Consider the following 17,637-nt stretch of genomic DNA (forward strand, 5'->3'; position numbering starts at 1 on the left):
ACTGCCAGCCATATGAAAAGGGACGCCTCGGCGTCCCTTTTTCCTTTGTGCCGGATGGCTCAGGTACAGGCTGTGTTGGCGGCGTTCTTGGCCTGGACTTCCGGCGGGATCGGCACGGTCAGCGTCATCACCGGGCGCCCGTGCTCGAACATGATCAGCTCGCCGGGGGCGAACTGGGTCCAGGTCTCGTTGTCGGTCAGCGGGGCGGTGGCGATCACGGCAACGCGGTCGTCCGGCGTGGTCACCTGGGCAAAGTCGATCGACAGGTCTGCGTCGATCAGATGCGCGGTCGAAAACGGCCACTCCCGCACGATGTAGTACAGGCGGGTAGAGCAGTGGGCAAACAGGGCCTGGCCGTTGCTCAGCAGGAAGTTGAACACGCCATGCAGCGTGATATCGCGTGTGATATCGGCCAGCGCATGGCCCAGCTCATTCAGCGGCGGCTGCGAGCCCGGGAAGCGCTTGCGCAGGCCTTGCATCAGCGTGCAGAAGGCCAGTTCGCTGTCGGTATCGCCCACCGGCTGGTACACGCCCGACAGGAACGGCGAAAAATTCAGCAGGTCGCCGTTGTGGGCGAAAATCCAGTGCCGGCCCCACAGTTCGCGCATGAATGGGTGGCAGTTCTCCAACAGCACCGTGCCCTGCGTCGCCTTGCGGATATGCGAGATGACGTTCTTGGACTTGATCGGGTAGCGCTTGATCAGGTCGGCCACCGGCGAGGTGCCGGCGGACTGGTTGTCGATGAACAGGCGGCAGGCCTTGTCTTCAAAGAAGGCGACGCCGAAGCCGTCGGCATGGTGGTCGGTCACGCCGCCGCGGGCGGCGAAGCCGGTGAAGGAGAACGTCACGTCGGTCGGCGTGGCGCAGTTCATGCCTAGCAACTGGCACATATCGGGGCACCGGTCGGCAGCGGGCTGCCGCTTTGCAATAGAATGCAGACATTATCCCGCGCGCCCGGGCCGCTGCCAAGCAACCGCGGGCGCTCCAGTGCGGTGCCAACGACGCCACCCTACCTGTTAGCAATCCCGAGAACGATGAGCCAATACAAGATCGCCGTGATTCCCGGAGACGGAATCGGCACGGAAGTCATGCCCGAGGGCATACGCGTGATGGACGCCGCGGCACGCCGCTTCGGCATCGACTTCCAGTGGGATCACTTCGATTTTTCCAGCTGCGACTACTACGCCCGCCACGGCAAGATGCTGCCTGACGACTGGTTCGACACGCTGGTCAAGTACGACGCCATCTACTTCGGCGCGGTCGGCTGGCCGGATACGGTGCCCGACCACGTCTCGCTGTGGGGCTCGCTGCTGCAGTTCCGCCGTTCGTTCGACCAGTACGTCAACTTGCGCCCGGTGCGGCTGATGCCCGGCATCAGGAGCCCGCTGGCGGGCCGCAAGCCCGGCGACATCGATTTCTACGTGGTGCGCGAGAACACCGAGGGCGAGTACTCCAGCATCGGCGGCCGCATGTTCCCCGGCACCGACCGCGAGATCGTGGTGCAGGAAACAGTGATGAGCCGCACCGGCGTCGACCGCATCCTGAAGTTTGCCTTCGAACTGGCCCAGAAGCGGCCCAGGAAGCACCTGACCTCGGCGACCAAGTCCAACGGCATCTCGATCACGATGCCGTACTGGGATGAGCGAGTCGAGGCAATGACTGCGAATTACCCTGGCCTCAAGGTCGACAAATACCACATCGACATTCTGACCGCCCATTTCGTCCAGCATCCTGACTGGTTCGACGTGGTGGTCGCCAGCAACCTGTTCGGCGACATCCTGTCCGACCTGGGGCCGGCCTGCACCGGCACCATCGGCATTGCGCCGTCGGGCAATATCAACCCGGACCGGACCTTCCCCAGCCTGTTCGAGCCAGTGCACGGCTCGGCCCCGGACATTGCCGGGCGTGGCGTGGCCAACCCGATCGGCCAGATCTGGTGCGGTGCCATGATGCTGGAACACCTGGGCCATGACGAGGCCGGCGCCGCCGTGCTGGGCGCGATCGAGAAGGTGCTGGCCGCCGGGCCGGAGCACGCGCCGCTGACGCGCGATATCGGCGGCAAGGCCGGTACCGCCGACCTGGGCCGCGCCATCGCGGAGGCGCTGTGAGCGCCGCGTTCGCGGGGGACGCCCGCGCACTGCTGCTCGAGACCTTCCACGCCGCCGTGGCGGCGGCGGACCCGCTGCAGATCGTCGCCCAGCATCTGCCGCCGCCGCACGCCGGCGGTCGCACGCTGGTGGTGGGCGCGGGCAAGGCCGCCGCGTCGATGGCCGCGGCGGTCGAGCGCGCCTATGCCGGCAAGGCGACGCTGGAAGGGCTGGTGGTCACGCGCTATGCGCACGGCATGCCAACCGACCATATCCGCGTGATCGAGGCTGGCCACCCGGTGCCGGACGAGTCGGGCGAGCAGGCCGCGGCGGAGATCCTGGCCGCGGTGCAATCGCTGACGCCGCGGGACCGGCTGCTGGTGCTGGTCTCGGGCGGCGGCTCGAGCCTGCTGTCGTTGCCGGCCGAGGGCATTCCGATGGCCGACCTGAAGGCGACCACCAAGGAATTGCTGCGTTGTGGCGCGCCGATCACAGACATGAACATCGTGCGCAAGCACATCTCGCGCATCCAGGGCGGCCGCCTGGCGCAGGCAAGCCAGGCGCCGGTGACCACGCTGATCGTCTCGGACGTGGCTGGCGACGATCCCAGCGCGATTGCTTCAGGCCCGACCGTGGCCGATCCCAGCACCTTCAATGACGCGCTGGAGATCCTGCGCCGCTATGGCGCGCAGGTGCCGGCGAGCGTGCAGTCGCACCTGGAACGCGGCGCGCGTGGCGAGGTGGCGGAGACGCCCAAGCCTGGCGATCCGTTGTTCGATCGTGTCGACAACGTCATGATTGCCACCGCCCACGGCAGCCTCGAGGCCGCCGCCGCGCTGTTCCGCCAACGGGGCATCACGCCGGTGGTACTGGGTGACACGGTGACGGGTGAGGCGCGCGAAGTGGCGCGGGTCTATGCCGCGCTGGTACGCGAGATTCGCGCGTACAATGCGCCGTTCGCCACGCCCGTGGCGCTGATTTCCGGAGGTGAGTGCACGGTCACTTTGCCGGCCGGCGGCGGCGCGAGCAGGGCGCGCGGCGGGCGCTGCTCGGAGTTTCTGCTGTCGCTCGCGGTCGAACTGGCAGGTATGCCAGGCGTGCACGCGATCGCGGCTGACACCGACGGCATCGACGGCTCGGAAGACAACGCCGGCGCGCTGGCCGACCCGACCACGCTGGCGCGCGCCGAAGCCGCCGGACTGCCGGGCCAGCGCCAACTCGATGCGCACGACGCCTGGGGTTTGTTCGATGCCATCGGCGACCTGGTTGTCACCGGACCCACGCGCACCAACGTGAACGATTACCGCGCCATCCTGATTCTCTGATTCTGAAAAAGCGCCTGCCGCCGTCCCCCGCGGCGGGCCCAAGCAAGCCATGACCCAGAAGCTCACCATCACCCGCCCGGACGACTGGCACCTGCACCTGCGCGACGGCGCGGCCCTGGCCGCCGTGCTGCCTGACACCGCCCGTCAGTTCGCGCGTGCGATCATCATGCCGAACCTGAAGCCCCCCGTGACCACGGTCGAACAGGCTCAGGCTTACCGTGCGCGCATCCTGGCGGCGCTGCCGGCCGGCATGCAGTTCGAGCCGCTGATGACGCTGTACCTGACCGACAACACCAGCCCCGAAGAAATCGTCGCGGCCAAGGCCAGCGGTTTCGTGCACGGCGTCAAGCTGTACCCGGCGGGCGCCACCACCAACAGCGACGCCGGCGTGACCGACATCCGCCGCTGCTACGCCGCGCTGGAAGCGATGCAGCGCGAAGGCCTGCCGCTGCTGGTGCACGGCGAAGTCACCGACCCGGCCATCGATATCTTCGACCGCGAGGCCGTGTTCATCGAACAGGTGATGACGCCGCTACGCCGCGACATGCCCGAGCTGAAAGTCGTGTTCGAGCACATCACCACCAAGGATGCAGCCCAGTACGTGCTGGAAGCCAGCGGCCCGGTCGGCGCCACCATTACCGCCCACCACCTGCTGTACAACCGCAACGCGATCTTCACCGGCGGCATCCGCCCGCACTACTACTGCCTGCCGGTGCTGAAGCGCGAAACCCACCGCGAGGCGCTGGTCGCGGCCGCCACCTCTGGCAACCCGCGCTTTTTCCTCGGCACCGACAGCGCGCCGCACGCGCGCGGCCTGAAGGAACACGCCTGTGGCTGCGCCGGCTGCTACACCGCGCTGCACGCGATGGAGCTGTATGCCGAGGCCTTTGACGCCGCCGGCGCGCTGGACAAGCTGGAAGCCTTCGCCAGCTTCAATGGCCCGGCCTTCTACGGCCTGCCGCGCAACACCGGCACGCTGACGTTGGAGCGTGAAGACTGGCAGTTGCCGGCCGAACTGCCGTACGGTGACACCACGCTGGTGCCGTTGCGCGGCGGCGAAACGCTGCGCTGGAAGGCGCGCTGATCGCTTCGGCGTTGCAAGGCGGAACAACCGTGGCGGCCGAGTCCTTCGCCGCCGCGCTGGCCGGGATCGATTGGTCCCGGCCGTGGTTCCAACCCTTTGCCCCGCGTGGCGCGGCGCTGGCCGCGGCAGTGCGGGGCGGCGCCGACCTGCGCGCGCTGCTCGATGCCCAGGCTGACGCGCTGGGCTTGCAAAACGCGCGCGGGCTGCCGCTGCGCTTTATCCCGCAGCAGGCCCTGCCCGAGGACAGCGCCTATGAAGCGCATATCCACGCTACGGGCGAAGTCCCGACGCGCGACAACCTACACGATTTCTTCAATGCGCTGGTCTGGCTGTATTTCCCGCAGGCCAAGCGCGTGCTCAATCAGATCCAGGCCACCGTGATCGCGCGCGAAGGCGTGCGGACCACGCGCGGCGGCGTGCGCGATGCGGCCACGCTGTTCGACGAGAATGCGGTGCTGTTCCTGAGCGAGGGCGGCGAATATGCCGAAGCGCTGCGAGGGTTTGCCTGGCAGCAGCTTTTTGTCGCACAGCGCCACGCGTGGGGCGTCGCGTGCAGGGTGGTGCCGTTCGGCCATGCACTGCTGGAAAAGCTGGTGCAGCCGTACAAGGCCGTGACCGCGCATGCCTGGACGCTGCCGTTGGTGCCGGGTGGCGCCCTGGATAAGGCGGTGGTGTTGTCGCTGGAAGAGGCTGCTGAAGCCGGCACGCTGCGTGGCGGCCGCTGCTTTGCGCCGGTTCCAGTCATGGGAATCCCGGGATGGTGTGCCGAGAACGCCTCACCTGATTTCTATGCCGACACCACGGTGTTCCGGCCCGGACGCATGCGGGATTTACGCCGGCAACCGGATTGAATCGGTGTTAGACTGCGGCCCGCAAAGCAGGCCAGGCAACCGCTGCCTGCACCGCAAGGTGCAGGGGGAGGAAAGTCCGGACTCCACAGGGCAGGGTGTTGGCTAACAGCCATCCACGGCAACGTGCGGAATAGGGCCACAGAGACGAGTCTTGCCGCCGGGTTCGCCCGGCGGGAAGGGTGAAACGCGGTAACCTCCACCTGGAGCAATCCCAAATAGGCAGGCGATGAAGCGGCCCGCTGAGTCTGCGGGTAGGGAGCTGGAGCCGGCTGGTAACAGCCGGCCTAGAGGAATGGTTGTCACGCGCCGCTGGCCGCAAGGCGGGCGGTGCGCACAGAATCCGGCTTATCGGCCTGCTTTGCTTCAGTCTTCGGCATGACCCGGCGCCCGCGCGGCGTACCGGGTCTGCAAGCTTCCATCTGGCTTTTTCAGCCTTCGACGATTTCCAGCGTGTGCGTGATCTCGGCCGTCTTGGCCAGCATGATCGACGCCGAGCAGTACTTCTCGTGCGACAGCTTGATCGCGCGCTCGACTGTGGCGGGGTTGAGATTCCTGCCAGTCACCACAAAGTGGAAGTTGATGCGGGTGAACACCTTGGGGTCTTCGCTGGCGCGCTCGGCCTGGAGCTGCACGCTGCAGCCGCGCACCTCCTGGCGGCCACGCTTGAGGATCAGCACCACGTCATAGGCAGTGCAGCCACCAGTGCCGACCAGCACCATTTCCATCGGCCGCGGCGCAAGGTTATGGCCACCGCCCTCGGGAGCGCCGTCCATCGCAACGATATGGCCGCTGCCGGTCTGGGCCACGAAGCTCATGCCGTCGGCGCCCATCCATGTTACTTTGCATTCCATTTTGTTCGTTCCTGTCGCTTATGTTGTGGGATTGCGACCACTATCGCGTGATCTCGCCTCTTGCAATTCTCAGTATATGGCATCATCAAGTTCGGGTTCGTGATCCCTATATCCTTATGAAACCTGAGGGTTTCCTCTAATGTGACGGTTCGGTGACAGTGCCTGATGATGTGTAAGTCATTGTTTTTAAATAAAATTATTGAGTATGGAGGGGAGGGTTTGTCATCCCGCTATGCGAAATGGCATTTCGCAGTACAAATTTCCCTTGCATCCGGGAAAACCCCATGTATAATTCCAATCATTGAACGACGGCGCTAACAGCGCGCCAGAGTGCGAAAGCGAAGCCTTCCCCGGATACGCCAGCCGCACCGCCCGCAGTTCCCCGTCGATCTCCAAGTGTCTCCTCCACCCTCCTCCTTTGGTGGATTCAAACCCAAGCTCAACCAGCTTGGGTTTTTTTTCGCCTGTACGCGGCAGCGGTCTACGCAAGCAGAGTGATGAACGCTGCTCCAGGCAGCCGATTTGTGGCAACGATCTTGACGAAAACCTCAGTCTTTGCTTGTGCCAGTCCAACAGCCGCCATTATAATCGTGGGCTTTTCCGTCATGCCCGCGGGAAAGAGACGCAGCATCCGGCCAGTCCCCAGGATGGGCCACAAGACTTGCAGGGGCGAGCACAAGCCTTCGCGAGTCGGATTTCGGGCACGAACTAATAGTCAGGAAAAATCATGAAGACCTTTTCCGCCAAGCCTCATGAGGTAAAGCGCGACTGGTACGTGATTGACGCGACGGACAAAGTCCTCGGCCGTGTCGCCAGCGAAGTGGCACGCCGTCTGCGCGGCAAGCACAAGCCGGAATTCACTCCGCACGTCGACACGGGTGATTACATCATCATCGTCAATGCAGCCAAGCTGCGTGTCACGGGTACCAAGGAAACGGACAAGAAGTACTATCGCCATTCGGGTTACCCGGGCGGTATCTACGAAACGACGTTCGGCAAGATGCAGCAGCGTTTCCCGGGCCGTGCCCTGGAAAAGGCTGTGAAGGGCATGCTGCCGAAGGGTCCGCTGGGCTACGCGATGATCAAGAAGCTGAAGGTTTACGCCGAAGCCGAGCATCCGCACGAAGCGCAGCAGCCCAAGGCGCTGGAAATCTAAGGAGGCCAATCCATGATCGGTAACTGGAATTACGGTACTGGCCGCCGCAAGAGCGCTGTGGCTCGTGTCTTCATCAAGTCGGGCAAGGGCGACATCGTCGTCAACGGCAAGCCCATCAAAGAGTATTTCGCTCGCGAAACCTCGCTGATGATCGTGCGCCAGCCCCTGGAACTGACCGCCCACGGCGAAACGTTCGACATCAAGGTCAACGTGACCGGCGGTGGCGAAACGGGCCAGGCCGGCGCAGTGCGCCACGGCATCACCCGCGCCCTGATCGACTACGATGCGACCCTGAAGTCGGCCCTGTCGAAGGCTGGCTATGTCACGCGCGATGCACGTGAAGTCGAGCGTAAGAAGGTCGGCTTCCACAAGGCGCGTCGTCGCAAGCAGTTCTCGAAGCGCTGATGCGTTTTCGCGGTTCCGGTTCTGCCGGATGCCGCGAAATGCAAAAAACCGCACGCTGGCCGTGCGGTTTTTTTTCGTCTGTGCCCTACGGATTCGCATCACGCTGCCGAAATAGCGGTCGGGCCACCAGACTTTTGTGGGGTATGCGCTGCGCGCGGATACAATCACGCCCTGTCGCCTTCGGCAAGCCGTCTGCCATGGCGACGCGACCCGGGCCCTCGGGCCTGGTACGAACGAGAGAGGAGTGAGCGATGCTGTTTTCGAAGAAGAAGGGCCTTTCGATCGATACGCTGATCGGCGCAGACACCGCCATTGACGGCGACCTGGTGTTTGCCGGCGGACTGCGGCTGGACGGGCGCGTGCGCGGTAACGTTTCCGCCGCGCCGGGCAAGGCGAGCATGCTGGTGATCAGCGAGAAAGGCATGGTCGAGGGCGAGATCAGCGTCGGCCACCTGGTGCTGAATGGCACGGTGAAGGGGCCGGTTCACGCGACTGACCTGCTGGAACTGCAGCCACAGGCCCGCGTGCTGGGCGACGTGCGTTACGCGGCGCTGGAAATGCACCAAGGGGCACTGGTTGAGGGGCGGCTGGTGCCGCTGGCACAGGGCGCGGCCGGTGAAATCAAGGCATTGCCTAACGTGGTCGATGCCGGACCGGTGACGGAAGTGGCGGGAAAGACGGCCGAGGCCGATGCCACGGACGAGGAAACTCCGCCAGACGCAGCCAGTCCCACCGAAAAGGCGGCCTGAGCGGCCTGTCGCACATCCGGAAACCCTTGAAAACAAAGGGGTTCGGCACGATCTTCCAGTAGCGCTTAGAATACAGGCGTATCTAAACAGGAGAACACCCCATGAACGCAGTCGCAGAGGCACCCGTTACCGAGGACGTGCCGGCACCGTTCGTCTTTACCGACAGCGCAGCCGACAAGGTCAAGCAGTTGATCGAGGAAGAGGGCAATGCCGAACTGAAACTGCGCGTGTTCGTGCAGGGCGGCGGCTGCTCAGGCTTCCAGTATGGCTTCACCTTCGACGAGGAAGTCAACGAAGACGACACCACCATGGTCAAGAACGGCGTCACCCTGCTGATCGACTCGATGAGCTACCAGTATCTGGTCGGCGCCGAGATCGACTACAAGGAAGACATCAACGGCGCCCAGTTCGTGATCAAGAACCCGAATGCCTCGACCACCTGCGGTTGCGGCTCGTCGTTCTCGGTCTGAGCGGTTCCGGCCCAAGAAAACGCACCTTCGGGTGCGTTTTTTTGTTTTGGGATCGTGATTACTGGCAGGCGCGCCAGACCACCGGAAACCAGTCCTCGCGCAACCGCTCGCCGGTCTGTTGGCCGATGCCGGGAAACGGGGGCGAGGTACGTCCCGGCCGCTGCATGAAGCGCACGTCATCGCCCAGGAAACGCGCCGAGAACGCGCGCCGGCGGCCGGTGCCGGTATTGCCCGCAGCGCCGTGCACGGTGCGAAAATCGAATACCACCGCATCGCCCGGTTCCAGTTCCGGCGCAAGCAGCGTGTGGCTGCCGTCCTCGACGTCCGGCATATCCATGAACGCACTGTCATCGTCACCCCGGCCGCCATAGAAGTTTTCGTTGCTGGCCCAGCGCTTGGGCCGCACCAGCCGCGGCCAGCGATGCGAGCCGGCCACTACGCGCAGCGTGTTGGCCTGCGTGACGGGATCCAGCGGGATCCAGTAGCTCGCGGTCTGGGCGCCGTCGACGCAGTAATAGGGCAGGTCCTGGTGCCACGGCGTGGGCTTGGCCGTGCCCGGCTCCTTGACCAGGATATGTTCGTGGAACACCTGCACGGCCTGCGATTGCATGATGCGGCCAGCGATGGACGCGGCCGGGGATTGGCGGATAAATGCATCGAACGGCGCGATGCGCTGCCAGTTGCAGTAGTCCTCGAAAAAGCGCCCGCCTTCGCCGGACCCTACATTCTCGATGGCGAAGGGGCCGGGCTCGGCCAGGTTCTGCGCGAAACCTTCGCGCAGGGGCTCGACCCACTCCGCGAACGCGCCGCGCAGCACCAGCACGCCGTCGCGCTGGTAGGCCTCGATCTGTTCCTTGGTGATTTCCATGCGGGGGCTCCGTTTGCCGATGTTCGCAGTATCGGCATCCGCCATGGATAGGAAAAGCATATATTTCCTATGGTGTGATATAGGAAAATATGATCCCTTTCTCTTTCCGCCAGCTCGAGTACTTTGTCGCCGCCGCCGAGCGCGGCAGCATCAGCGCGGCGGCGCGCGCACGCCATGTTTCGCAGCCTTCTGTGTCGACCGCGATCGCACAGCTGGAAGACGCGCTGGGAGAGCCGCTGTTCCGGCGCCAGGTCAGTCGTGGCCTGGCGCTGACGCCGGCCGGCCAGCGCCTGCTTGGCCGTGCGCGCGACATCCTGGCGCTGGCGGCGGGCCTGGCCGCGGACGAAGCCGACGAGCGCGGCTTGAGCGGCCAGTTGTCGCTGACGTGCTTCCAGGACCTGGGGCCGTATTTTGTGCCGCGCCTGCTGGCCGGCTTCCGCGAGCGGCACCCCGGGGTCTTGGTGACACTATTCGAGGCCGATCTCGCCACGGTGCACCGTGCGCTGCAGGTCGGCAAGGCGGAACTGGCGCTGACCTACGACCTGGGCCTGGATGCGCGCATCGAGCGCTGCACGCTTGCGCAACTGCCGCCTTACGCGCTGCTGCCCATGGGACACGCGCTGGCGCGCAGCGCGGACGTGAGCCTGGCCGACCTTGCCGGCGAGCGTCTGATCCTCGAGGACATCCCGCAGACACGCGAATACTTCCTGTCGCTGTTCTGGGCACATGGCCAGCATCCGGCGCTGCACCAGTACACGCAGACTTTCGAAATGCAGCGCGGACTGGTCGCGCACGGCTACGGCGTAGCGCTGTCCTGCACACGGCCGGCCGGCGACCACAGCTACGACGGCATGCCGATCGCCTGCCTGCCGCTACGCGAGCCGGTGACGCCGCAGCGCGTGGTGCTGGCGCGCTCGCCGGCCATGCGGGCGTCGCCGCTGGCGCAGGCATTCATGAAGTATGTGGAGGAGGGCACCGCCGACGCGGAAGCCGTTCAGCGCGGATAGATCGCGCCCAGCACGCGCTGCCCGGCGGCGCCGGTCACGGTAGGCATGTTTCCAGGCAGGCGCAGCGCGCACTGGCGCGCCAGCCAGGCAAAGGCGATGGCTTCCACCTGCGAGACCGGCACGCCGTAGTGTTCCGATGTTTCGATGGCCACGCCAGGCAGCGCCTGCGCCAGCCGCGCCATCACGAAGGCGTTACGGGCGCCGCCGCCGCAGACCACGAGGCGCCTTGCGTCACGCGCGTGGGTACGCACGTCGCCCGCGATGGCTTCGGCGGTCAGCGCCGCCAGCGTCGCCTGCACGTCGTCAGGCGCGAGGTGCCCGAAAGCCTGCAGTTGGAGATCCAGCCAGCCAGGATGAAACAGGTCGCGGCCGGTGCTCTTGGGCGGCGGCGCGCTGAAATAGGGATCCGCCAGGCACCGCGCCAGCAGCGCATCGTCGACGCGCCCGCTGGCCGCCCAGTCGCCATTGCTGTCGAACGGCAGCCCGCGGTGGCGCTGGATCCAGTAGTCGAGCAGCGCATTGCCCGGGCCGCAGTCGAAGCCACTGACGGCGCCGGCGGCAGGCAGGATGCTGATATTGGAAATGCCGCCGATATTGCAGGCGACGCGGGTCTCGGCGTCGCTGCCGAACAGCGCATGATGCAGGGCCGGAACCAGCGGTGCGCCCTGGCCGCCGGCGGCGACGTCGCGGCTGCGGAAATCCGCCACCACGTCGATGCCGGCGAGTTCGGCCAGCCGGGCCGGATGCTGGCTCTGCCGCGTGTAGCCGATACCGTCGTACAGGCCGGGCCGGTGACGGATGGTCTGGCCATGCGCGCCGATGGCGGCGACCGAGGCGGCTGGCACGCCGGCATCGCGCAGCAGCGTGGCCACGCAAGTGGCGTAGACCTCGGCCAGCGCATTGGCCGCCAGTGCCTCGCGGTGGATCTCGTCCGCGCCCGGCTGCTGCAGGGCGCCGTATGCCGCGCGCAGCGCCTCGGGGAAGGGTTCGCTGGCGGCGGCCAGTACCTCCGGCCGCGCGCCGCTGAAGTCGACCAGCACCGCATCGGCACCATCCATGCTGGTGCCGGACATGATGCCGATATAGCGTTCGCTGCCTGGCACGGGCTGGGTCACGGTCGGCGCGTCAGTTGGAAGCGGTCAGCACGTTGTAGGCACGCAGCGCATTGATGCGGCTGAGCAGCCCGCTGGTGTAAGTCTGGAATTCCTGGCGCGACTTGCCGCTCAGCGGCGGGGATTCCATCAGCGTGATCGTCAGCGGGTTCTGCGGCACGTCGTTGAAGCGGAACTCATAGTGCAGGTGCGGCCCGGTGGCCCAGCCGGTCGAGCCGACATAGCCAATCAGCTGGCCTTGCCGCACCGGCTGGCCCTGGCGCATGCCGGCAAAGCCGGACAGGTGCGCGTAGTAGGTCGAGTAGCCGTTGGCATGGCCCAGGATGACGATGTTGCCGTAGCCGTTCTGCTGGCCGACGAATTCGACCACGCCGTCGCCGGTGGCCAGCACCTTGGTGCCGGTCGGGGCGGCGAAGTCGACGCCCTTGTGCTGCGCCCAGTCGTGGTGCAGCGGATGCTCGCGGCCGCCGAAGCCCGACGACACGCGCGAGAACTCCACCGGCGAGCGCAGGAATGGTCGCTTCATGCTGCGCCCGTCGAACGTGTAATAGGCGCCGGCGCCATCCTTGCTGTCTTCCGGCGAGAACCACAGCGCCTGGTGCAGCTGGTTGCGGTTGATCAGCTCGATCGCGATCACGCGCCCGTTGCGCACGAAGGTGCCGTCGCGGAAGCCCGCCTCGTAGATGATGCGGAAGCGGTCGCCGCTGGCGATATCGTGGTGGAAGTCGATCACGCCGGAGAAGATCGACAGCATCTGCTGCACGACCTCGTCGGGGACGTTGGCCGCGTCCATGGCCTTGAAGAAGCCGGCGCCGGAAATCGCGCCCGACGCCATCTCGTAGTGCACGTCGTTGTCAACGCGCTGGACCTTGGCCTTGTAGCTGGCGGTGCCGTTGCCGGCGGCCGCGCCCACGCGCTCGATCACCAGCTCGCGCGAGGCCGCGGCGTCGCCGCCGAGGTTGGCCTGCAGCGACACCAGCATGTTGCTTTCATCGATCTCCGCCTGCACCGCCTGGCCGGGGTTCAGGCTGAACAGGCCGCGCGCGGTGGGGTTCTTGACGATAAAGGCTTGCGCGTCGGGATCGTCCACGCCGAGACGGCGCAGCAGGCTGCCGATGGTGTCGCCGCGCTGCATGCGCTCTTCGCGCACGTACACGGCCTGGCTGTCGGTCAGCAGGTCGAGCTGCTCGCGTACGTCGGGCATGCGCAGGGCCTGCTCGGTGCGCGGGGCGAGCGGATCATCGAAGGCGCTGCGCGGCGCGACGCCCATCGCCGCGGCCATGCCGAGCGTGAAGATCGCGCCCACCGAGGCAGTGAGTTGCTTGCGCCGGCGCGCATGCTGGGGGTTGGTAGGGTCAACGAGAACCACCAGCTCGCGCGCGAAAACTTCGCGGAGTCTTGACCACATCACGTAAAATTCAACCTTGGTCTGAGCACCGCTGCCGGGACGATGTGTCTCGTCTGCCTTCCTCCCCCGAGGTGCGGCGCGTGCTGTTCACTTTATCGGGCCACCTGCATCGGATCGCGGCCTCGATTCGGATCTGAGTTCGGATCGAGCGCTGCGGCAGGTGACGGGTGGCGCACAGGAAAGGGTCCTGATGGCGCCCGGAAGCGCGGATTATACCAAAATCCGCTGCTCGCGGCTGTCGGAATCTTTCCTAAAATTTCATGTATTTCAAAGACTTACGTCATGACTGAAGTTTCCACGGGCCCCGCGGCCAAATTCCCCCTCACGCCGTCGGTGATGCACGCCCTGGAGGTCTCCAAACGTGGCTGCGACGAACTGCTGATCGAATCCGAATGGGCGCAGAAGCTGGCGCGCAGCGAGGCCACCGGCGTGCCGCTGCGCATCAAGCTGGGCCTGGATCCGACCGCGCCCGACATCCATATCGGCCACACCGTGGTGCTGAACAAGCTGCGCCAGCTGCAGGACCTCGGCCACCAGGTGATTTTCCTGATCGGCGATTTCACCTCGACCATCGGCGATCCGTCGGGCCGCAACAGCACGCGCCCGCCGCTGACGCGCGAGCAGATCGAGGCCAACGCGCAGACCTACTACCGCCAGGCCAGCCTGGTGCTGGATCCGGCCCGCACCGAGATCCGCTACAACAGCGAGTGGTGCGACCCGCTGGGCGCGCGCGGCATGATCCAGCTGGCCGCCAAGTACACCGTGGCACGGATGATGGAGCGCGACGATTTCACCAAGCGCTTCCGCTCTGGGATTCCAATCTCGGTGCATGAGTTTCTTTACCCGCTGATGCAGGGCTACGACTCGGTCGCGCTCAAGTCCGACCTGGAACTCGGCGGCACCGACCAGAAGTTCAACCTCCTGGTCGGCCGCGAGCTGCAGAAGGAATACGGCCAGGAGCCGCAGTGCATCCTGACCATGCCGCTGCTGGTGGGCCTGGACGGCGTCGAGAAGATGTCCAAGTCCAAGGGCAACTACGTCGGCGTGACCGACGCGCCCAACGACATGTTCGGCAAGCTGATGAGCATCTCGGACGACCTGATGTGGCAGTACTACACGTTGCTGTCGTTCCGCCCGCTTGCCGAGATCGACCTGATGAAGCAGGAAATCGCCGCGGGCCGAAACCCGCGCGACTGCAAGGTGCTGCTGGCGCAGGAGATCGTGGCGCGCTTCCACAGCCAGTCCGATGCCGAGAAGGCGCTGGAAGACTTCAACCACCGCGCGCGCGGCGGCGTGCCCGACGATATCCCCGCGGTCAGCCTGGACGGTGCGCCGCTGGGCATCGCGCAGTTGCTCAAGCAGGCCAACCTGGTGCCGTCCACGTCCGAAGCCAACCGCAATATCGAGCAGGGCGGCGTCAAGATCGACGGTGCCACGGTCAGCGACAAGGCGACCAAGGTCGCCGCCGGCACCTACGTCGTGCAGGTCGGCAAGCGCCGCTTCGCGCGCGTGACGCTGTCCTGAGGCGGCGGGCATGATCGCACTGATCCAGCGTGTATCGCAGGCCCGCGTGACCGTCGAAGGCCGCACTACCGGCGAGATCGGCGCCGGCCTGCTGGCACTGGTCTGCGCCGAGCGCGGCGACACCGAGGCACAGGCCGAGCGGCTGCTGGCCAAGACGCTGTCGTACCGGGTGTTTTCGGATGCCGCCGGCAAGATGAACCTGCCGGTGCAGAACATGGATGGCAACGGCAATGCCGGCGGCCTGCTGGTGGTGTCGCAGTTCACGCTGGCGGCCGACACCAACAGCGGCACGCGGCCCAGCTTTACGCCGGCGGCGTCGCCGGAGGACGGCAGGCGGTTGTACGAACATTTCGTGGCGAAGGCGCGCGCCGCGCATCCGCAGGTGCAGACCGGCGAGTTCGGCGCGATGATGCAGGTCAGCCTGGTCAACGACGGGCCGGTCACGTTCTGGCTGCGGGTGCCGCCGGCTTGAAGCAGATCGCCAGACTGCAGATCGCAAGACAAATCCCAAGCTGCCGCGTCCCGGCGCGGCACCAAGACAGGAGAGACAAATGAAACTCTGGAGCAAGTCCTTCAACGACAACGCGCCGATCCCTGGCGAGTTTGCTTTCTGCGTGCCCGACGCCGCCAGCCACGTGGCCTTGTCGACCAACCGCAATCCCGACCTGCACTGGGAAGACGCACCAGCCGAGACGCGCTCGTTCGTGCTGATCTGCCACGACCGCGACGTGCCCAGCAAGGGCGACGACGTCAACCAGGAAGGCCGCGAAGTGCCGGCCTCGCTGCCGCGCGTGGACTTCTTCCACTGGGTGCTGGTCGATGTTCCGCCGGGCCTGAGCTCGATCGCCGCCGCCTCGCACAGCGACGGCGTCATCGCGCGCGGCAAGCCGGGCCCCGAGGCCACTGGCGGCACCGCCACCGCGGGCGGCCTGCGCCACGGCATCAACGACTACACCGGCTGGTTCACCAGCGATGCCGACATGAAGGGCGACTACTACGGCTATGACGGCCCGTGCCCGCCGTGGAACGACACGCTGCTGCACCACTACGTGTTCACGCTGTATGCGCTGGACATCGACCGCCTGCCGCTGGATGGCACCTTCACCGGCGCGCAGGTGCGCGACGCGATCCACGGCCACGTGCTGGCGCAGGCCAGCCTGACCGGCACCTACACGCTCAATCCCAAGCTGGCGAAGTAAGCGGCTTCAAGGAAACCGAAGGAATCGGCATGTCGCTAAGCCCCGGGCTGCAATCGTTGGCCTTTACCCACCTGATCGTAATCCGCCATGGCGAAACGGCCTGGAACCGGGAGCGCCGGCTGCAAGGCCAGCTCGATATTCCGCTGAACGAGACCGGCCGCGCCCAGGCGCGCGCGCTGGCGGCCGCGCTGGCCGGCGAGCCGATCGACGCGGTGTACTCCAGCGACCTGTCGCGGGCCATGGAAACCGCGGCGCCGCTGGCCGAGGCGCTGGGGCTGCAGATTCGCCCCGACCCACGACTGCGCGAACGCAGCTATGGCACCCTGCAGGGCAAGACCTACGCCGAAGTGGCCGAAGACCTGCCCGAAGACTTCGCCCGCTGGCAGGCGCGCGTTCCGGACTACGCACCGCCCGAGGGAGAATCGCTGCTCGGTTTCCATGAGCGCACCGTCGACGCCGTGCTGGCGCTGTCGCGCCGCCACCCCGGCGAGCGTATCGCGCTGGTCGCGCACGGCGGCGTGCTCGACTGCCTGTACCGCGAGGCTACCGGCATGACGCTGGAGGCGCCGCGCCAGCATGAGCTGCTCAATGCGAGTGTCAACCGGCTGCGCAGCGACAGCTCGCACCTGACGCTGGCAGCGTGGGGAGATGTGAGCCACCTGGAAAACCTGGCGCTGGACGAGGTAGACCGGCGGGTGCCTTGAATCTTTGGTTATCCCTCTCCCGTCCGGCGGGAGCGGGCTTCAGACCCTCACGCGGAACGGCGTGAAGTTGGTATGCCGGTCGAAGTAGTCCTCGTTCTCCGCCCGCTTCAAAAACCCCACCACCTTGTACGTTACCGGCGTCATCACGACTTCCCAGCCGGTCTTCAGCACGTACTGCGCCACGGCGACCTGGACTACCTTTTCCAGCGGCCAGATGCCATAGAAGGCGATCACGTAAAACAGCGATGAATCCACCAGCTCGCCCGCCAGGGTCGAGCCGATCGTGCGCGTCCACAGCCACCGCCCTCCCGTCCACAGCTTCATCTTCGCCAGCACATAGCTGTTGGTGAAACTGCCGCAGCAGAAGGCGATCAGCGACCCGAGCGCGATGCGCCAGGTGTTGCCGAATACATCCTGCAAGCTCTTCTGGTAGTCCGCCATGAACGGCGCCACCGGCATGTTCAACACCACCAGGCTCATGAAGGTGGCGAACGCCAGTGCGGCAAAGCCGGCCCAGACCACGCGCCGGTCACGGCCATAGCCGTAGACCTCGGTCAGCACGTCGCCGAAGATGTACGAAATCGGGAAGAACAGCACGCCGGCGCCGAAGGTAACCGTGCCGATCACGGGCAGCGTCATCTGCGCCGCCTTGGCCGCGCCGATCAGGTTCGAACACAGCAGCACGGTGACGAATGCCACCATGACGAAGTCATAGTAGCGGTAGACGCGGCCCGGTTGGGTCGTGCTGGCGGGGACGGCGGACATGGGGCTCCCGGTCGGACGCGCTGGCGCGCGGTGTTTTGGGCGCGATTATGCCAGCGGGCCTCGGAATCTGCC

19 protein-coding genes and 1 other RNA gene are annotated in these 17,637 nt (G+C 65.9%); 14 read left to right on the forward strand and 6 right to left on the reverse strand.

Translation table 11 applies throughout. The annotated features are described in order from the left end of the window. Positions 1-59: 59 nt before the first annotated feature. Complete coding sequence (locus ACIP1U_RS00905) at positions 60-890, reverse strand: class II glutamine amidotransferase (protein ID WP_029048545.1); 831 nt, start codon at positions 888-890, stop codon at positions 60-62. Positions 891-1,034: 144 nt separating this feature from the next. Here ACIP1U_RS00905 and ACIP1U_RS00910 point away from each other — a divergent pair, with 144 nt between their 5' ends. The 5 genes from ACIP1U_RS00910 to rnpB all read left to right on the forward strand — a co-directional run bounded on the left by ACIP1U_RS00910 (position 1,035) and on the right by rnpB (position 5,711). Then, positions 1,035-2,108: a tartrate dehydrogenase gene (locus ACIP1U_RS00910; RefSeq protein ID WP_400310570.1), complete on the forward strand. Its 1,074-nt coding sequence runs from the start codon at positions 1,035-1,037 to the stop codon at positions 2,106-2,108. Further along, on the forward strand, positions 2,105-3,412 hold the full coding sequence (locus tag ACIP1U_RS00915; protein WP_400310572.1) for a glycerate kinase: 1,308 nt from the start codon (positions 2,105-2,107) through the stop codon (positions 3,410-3,412). The genes ACIP1U_RS00910 and ACIP1U_RS00915 overlap by 4 nt, the downstream gene beginning before the upstream one ends. A gap of 49 nt (positions 3,413-3,461) precedes the next feature. Further along, positions 3,462-4,496: a dihydroorotase gene (gene pyrC / locus ACIP1U_RS00920; protein WP_400310575.1), complete on the forward strand. Its 1,035-nt coding sequence runs from the start codon at positions 3,462-3,464 to the stop codon at positions 4,494-4,496. A 29-nt stretch (positions 4,497-4,525) separates the two neighbouring features. Continuing rightward, on the forward strand, positions 4,526-5,347 hold the full coding sequence (locus tag ACIP1U_RS00925) for a DUF3025 domain-containing protein (protein WP_400310577.1): 822 nt from the start codon (positions 4,526-4,528) through the stop codon (positions 5,345-5,347). Between the two features lie 23 nt (positions 5,348-5,370). Beyond that, an RNA gene (gene rnpB, locus ACIP1U_RS00930) (RNase P RNA component class A) lies at positions 5,371-5,711 on the forward strand. 64 nt (positions 5,712-5,775) lie between these two features. On the opposite strand, the gene ACIP1U_RS00935 is transcribed toward rnpB, so the two are convergent. After that, positions 5,776-6,198 (reverse strand): OsmC family protein, encoded by a 423-nt coding sequence (locus ACIP1U_RS00935; RefSeq protein ID WP_400310580.1) that lies wholly within the window; start codon positions 6,196-6,198, stop codon positions 5,776-5,778. 727 nt (positions 6,199-6,925) lie between these two features. Here ACIP1U_RS00935 and rplM point away from each other — a divergent pair. From rplM to erpA, 4 genes are all read left to right on the forward strand, one after another. Further along, positions 6,926-7,354, forward strand: a complete 429-nt coding sequence (rplM, locus tag ACIP1U_RS00940) for a 50S ribosomal protein L13 (RefSeq protein ID WP_010813907.1) — start codon at positions 6,926-6,928, stop codon at positions 7,352-7,354. A 12-nt stretch (positions 7,355-7,366) separates the two neighbouring features. After that, positions 7,367-7,759: a 30S ribosomal protein S9 gene (rpsI, locus tag ACIP1U_RS00945; protein WP_018312775.1), complete on the forward strand. Its 393-nt coding sequence runs from the start codon at positions 7,367-7,369 to the stop codon at positions 7,757-7,759. 251 nt (positions 7,760-8,010) lie between these two features. Next, complete coding sequence (locus tag ACIP1U_RS00950; RefSeq protein WP_400310585.1) at positions 8,011-8,508, forward strand: polymer-forming cytoskeletal protein; 498 nt, start codon at positions 8,011-8,013, stop codon at positions 8,506-8,508. 101 nt (positions 8,509-8,609) lie between these two features. After that, positions 8,610-8,978 (forward strand): iron-sulfur cluster insertion protein ErpA, encoded by a 369-nt coding sequence (gene erpA / locus ACIP1U_RS00955; protein WP_010813904.1) that lies wholly within the window; start codon positions 8,610-8,612, stop codon positions 8,976-8,978. 58 nt (positions 8,979-9,036) lie between these two features. On the opposite strand, the gene ACIP1U_RS00960 is transcribed toward erpA, so the two are convergent. Continuing rightward, the gene (locus ACIP1U_RS00960; protein WP_400310588.1) at positions 9,037-9,846 is read right to left on the reverse strand and encodes a phytanoyl-CoA dioxygenase family protein; all 810 of its coding nucleotides are present in this window, start codon (positions 9,844-9,846) and stop codon (positions 9,037-9,039) included. Between the two features lie 89 nt (positions 9,847-9,935). On the opposite strand from ACIP1U_RS00960, the gene ACIP1U_RS00965 reads away from it, so the two are divergent. After that, entirely contained in the window at positions 9,936-10,853 is a 918-nt protein-coding gene (locus ACIP1U_RS00965; protein ID WP_400310590.1) for a LysR family transcriptional regulator, read from the forward strand. Here the strand turns inward: ACIP1U_RS00965 and ACIP1U_RS00970 are convergent. Then, on the reverse strand, positions 10,841-11,926 hold the full coding sequence (locus ACIP1U_RS00970) for an anhydro-N-acetylmuramic acid kinase (protein WP_400311716.1): 1,086 nt from the start codon (positions 11,924-11,926) through the stop codon (positions 10,841-10,843). The two genes, ACIP1U_RS00965 and ACIP1U_RS00970, sit on opposite strands and share 13 nt — an antisense overlap. A gap of 52 nt (positions 11,927-11,978) precedes the next feature. Beyond that, positions 11,979-13,373, reverse strand: a complete 1,395-nt coding sequence (locus tag ACIP1U_RS00975; RefSeq protein WP_400310592.1) for a M23 family metallopeptidase — start codon at positions 13,371-13,373, stop codon at positions 11,979-11,981. 282 nt (positions 13,374-13,655) lie between these two features. Between ACIP1U_RS00975 and tyrS the strand changes: the two genes are divergently transcribed. The 4 genes from tyrS (at position 13,656) to ACIP1U_RS00995 (ending at position 16,800) form a co-directional block, all read left to right on the forward strand. Continuing rightward, positions 13,656-14,897 carry a tyrosine--tRNA ligase gene (gene tyrS, locus ACIP1U_RS00980; RefSeq protein WP_400310595.1) on the forward strand — a complete coding sequence of 414 codons (1,242 nt, stop codon included), beginning with the start codon at positions 13,656-13,658 and terminating at the stop codon, positions 14,895-14,897. A gap of 10 nt (positions 14,898-14,907) precedes the next feature. Further along, entirely contained in the window at positions 14,908-15,369 is a 462-nt protein-coding gene (gene dtd, locus ACIP1U_RS00985) for a D-aminoacyl-tRNA deacylase (RefSeq protein ID WP_400310597.1), read from the forward strand. A gap of 79 nt (positions 15,370-15,448) precedes the next feature. Further along, positions 15,449-16,096, forward strand: coding sequence for a YbhB/YbcL family Raf kinase inhibitor-like protein (locus tag ACIP1U_RS00990; RefSeq protein WP_400310600.1), 648 nt, complete (start codon positions 15,449-15,451; stop codon positions 16,094-16,096). A gap of 29 nt (positions 16,097-16,125) precedes the next feature. After that, positions 16,126-16,800 carry a histidine phosphatase family protein gene (locus ACIP1U_RS00995; protein WP_400310603.1) on the forward strand — a complete coding sequence of 225 codons (675 nt, stop codon included), beginning with the start codon at positions 16,126-16,128 and terminating at the stop codon, positions 16,798-16,800. Between the two features lie 39 nt (positions 16,801-16,839). Here ACIP1U_RS00995 and ACIP1U_RS01000 read toward each other — a convergent pair whose 3' ends face one another. After that, positions 16,840-17,565 carry a queuosine precursor transporter gene (locus ACIP1U_RS01000; RefSeq protein ID WP_400310606.1) on the reverse strand — a complete coding sequence of 242 codons (726 nt, stop codon included), beginning with the start codon at positions 17,563-17,565 and terminating at the stop codon, positions 16,840-16,842. Positions 17,566-17,637 lie beyond the last annotated feature (72 nt).

The sequence above is a fragment of the Cupriavidus sp. NPDC089707 genome (genome assembly GCF_044748965.1).
Taxonomy (GTDB): domain Bacteria; phylum Pseudomonadota; class Gammaproteobacteria; order Burkholderiales; family Burkholderiaceae; genus Cupriavidus.

Excerpts from the sequence above, each read along its gene's own strand:
- rplM (WP_010813907.1), top strand. The coding sequence starts at position 6,926 with ATGAAGACCTTTTCCGCCAAGCCTCATGAGGTAAAGCGCGACTGGTAC.
- ACIP1U_RS00975 (WP_400310592.1), bottom strand. The coding sequence starts at position 13,373 with ATGTGGTCAAGACTCCGCGAAGTTTTCGCGCGCGAGCTGGTGGTTCTC.
- pyrC (WP_400310575.1), top strand. The coding sequence starts at position 3,462 with ATGACCCAGAAGCTCACCATCACCCGCCCGGACGACTGGCACCTGCAC.
- ACIP1U_RS00960 (WP_400310588.1), bottom strand. The coding sequence starts at position 9,846 with ATGGAAATCACCAAGGAACAGATCGAGGCCTACCAGCGCGACGGCGTG.
- ACIP1U_RS00990 (WP_400310600.1), top strand. The coding sequence starts at position 15,449 with ATGAAACTCTGGAGCAAGTCCTTCAACGACAACGCGCCGATCCCTGGC.
- ACIP1U_RS00910 (WP_400310570.1), top strand. The coding sequence starts at position 1,035 with ATGAGCCAATACAAGATCGCCGTGATTCCCGGAGACGGAATCGGCACG.
- ACIP1U_RS00905 (WP_029048545.1), bottom strand. The coding sequence starts at position 890 with ATGTGCCAGTTGCTAGGCATGAACTGCGCCACGCCGACCGACGTGACG.
- tyrS (WP_400310595.1), top strand. The coding sequence starts at position 13,656 with ATGACTGAAGTTTCCACGGGCCCCGCGGCCAAATTCCCCCTCACGCCG.
- ACIP1U_RS00950 (WP_400310585.1), top strand. The coding sequence starts at position 8,011 with ATGCTGTTTTCGAAGAAGAAGGGCCTTTCGATCGATACGCTGATCGGC.
- erpA (WP_010813904.1), top strand. The coding sequence starts at position 8,610 with ATGAACGCAGTCGCAGAGGCACCCGTTACCGAGGACGTGCCGGCACCG.
- ACIP1U_RS01000 (WP_400310606.1), bottom strand. The coding sequence starts at position 17,565 with ATGTCCGCCGTCCCCGCCAGCACGACCCAACCGGGCCGCGTCTACCGC.
- ACIP1U_RS00965 (WP_400310590.1), top strand. The coding sequence starts at position 9,936 with ATGATCCCTTTCTCTTTCCGCCAGCTCGAGTACTTTGTCGCCGCCGCC.
- dtd (WP_400310597.1), top strand. The coding sequence starts at position 14,908 with ATGATCGCACTGATCCAGCGTGTATCGCAGGCCCGCGTGACCGTCGAA.
- ACIP1U_RS00995 (WP_400310603.1), top strand. The coding sequence starts at position 16,126 with ATGTCGCTAAGCCCCGGGCTGCAATCGTTGGCCTTTACCCACCTGATC.
- rpsI (WP_018312775.1), top strand. The coding sequence starts at position 7,367 with ATGATCGGTAACTGGAATTACGGTACTGGCCGCCGCAAGAGCGCTGTG.
- ACIP1U_RS00970 (WP_400311716.1), bottom strand. The coding sequence starts at position 11,926 with ATGTCCGGCACCAGCATGGATGGTGCCGATGCGGTGCTGGTCGACTTC.
- ACIP1U_RS00935 (WP_400310580.1), bottom strand. The coding sequence starts at position 6,198 with ATGGAATGCAAAGTAACATGGATGGGCGCCGACGGCATGAGCTTCGTG.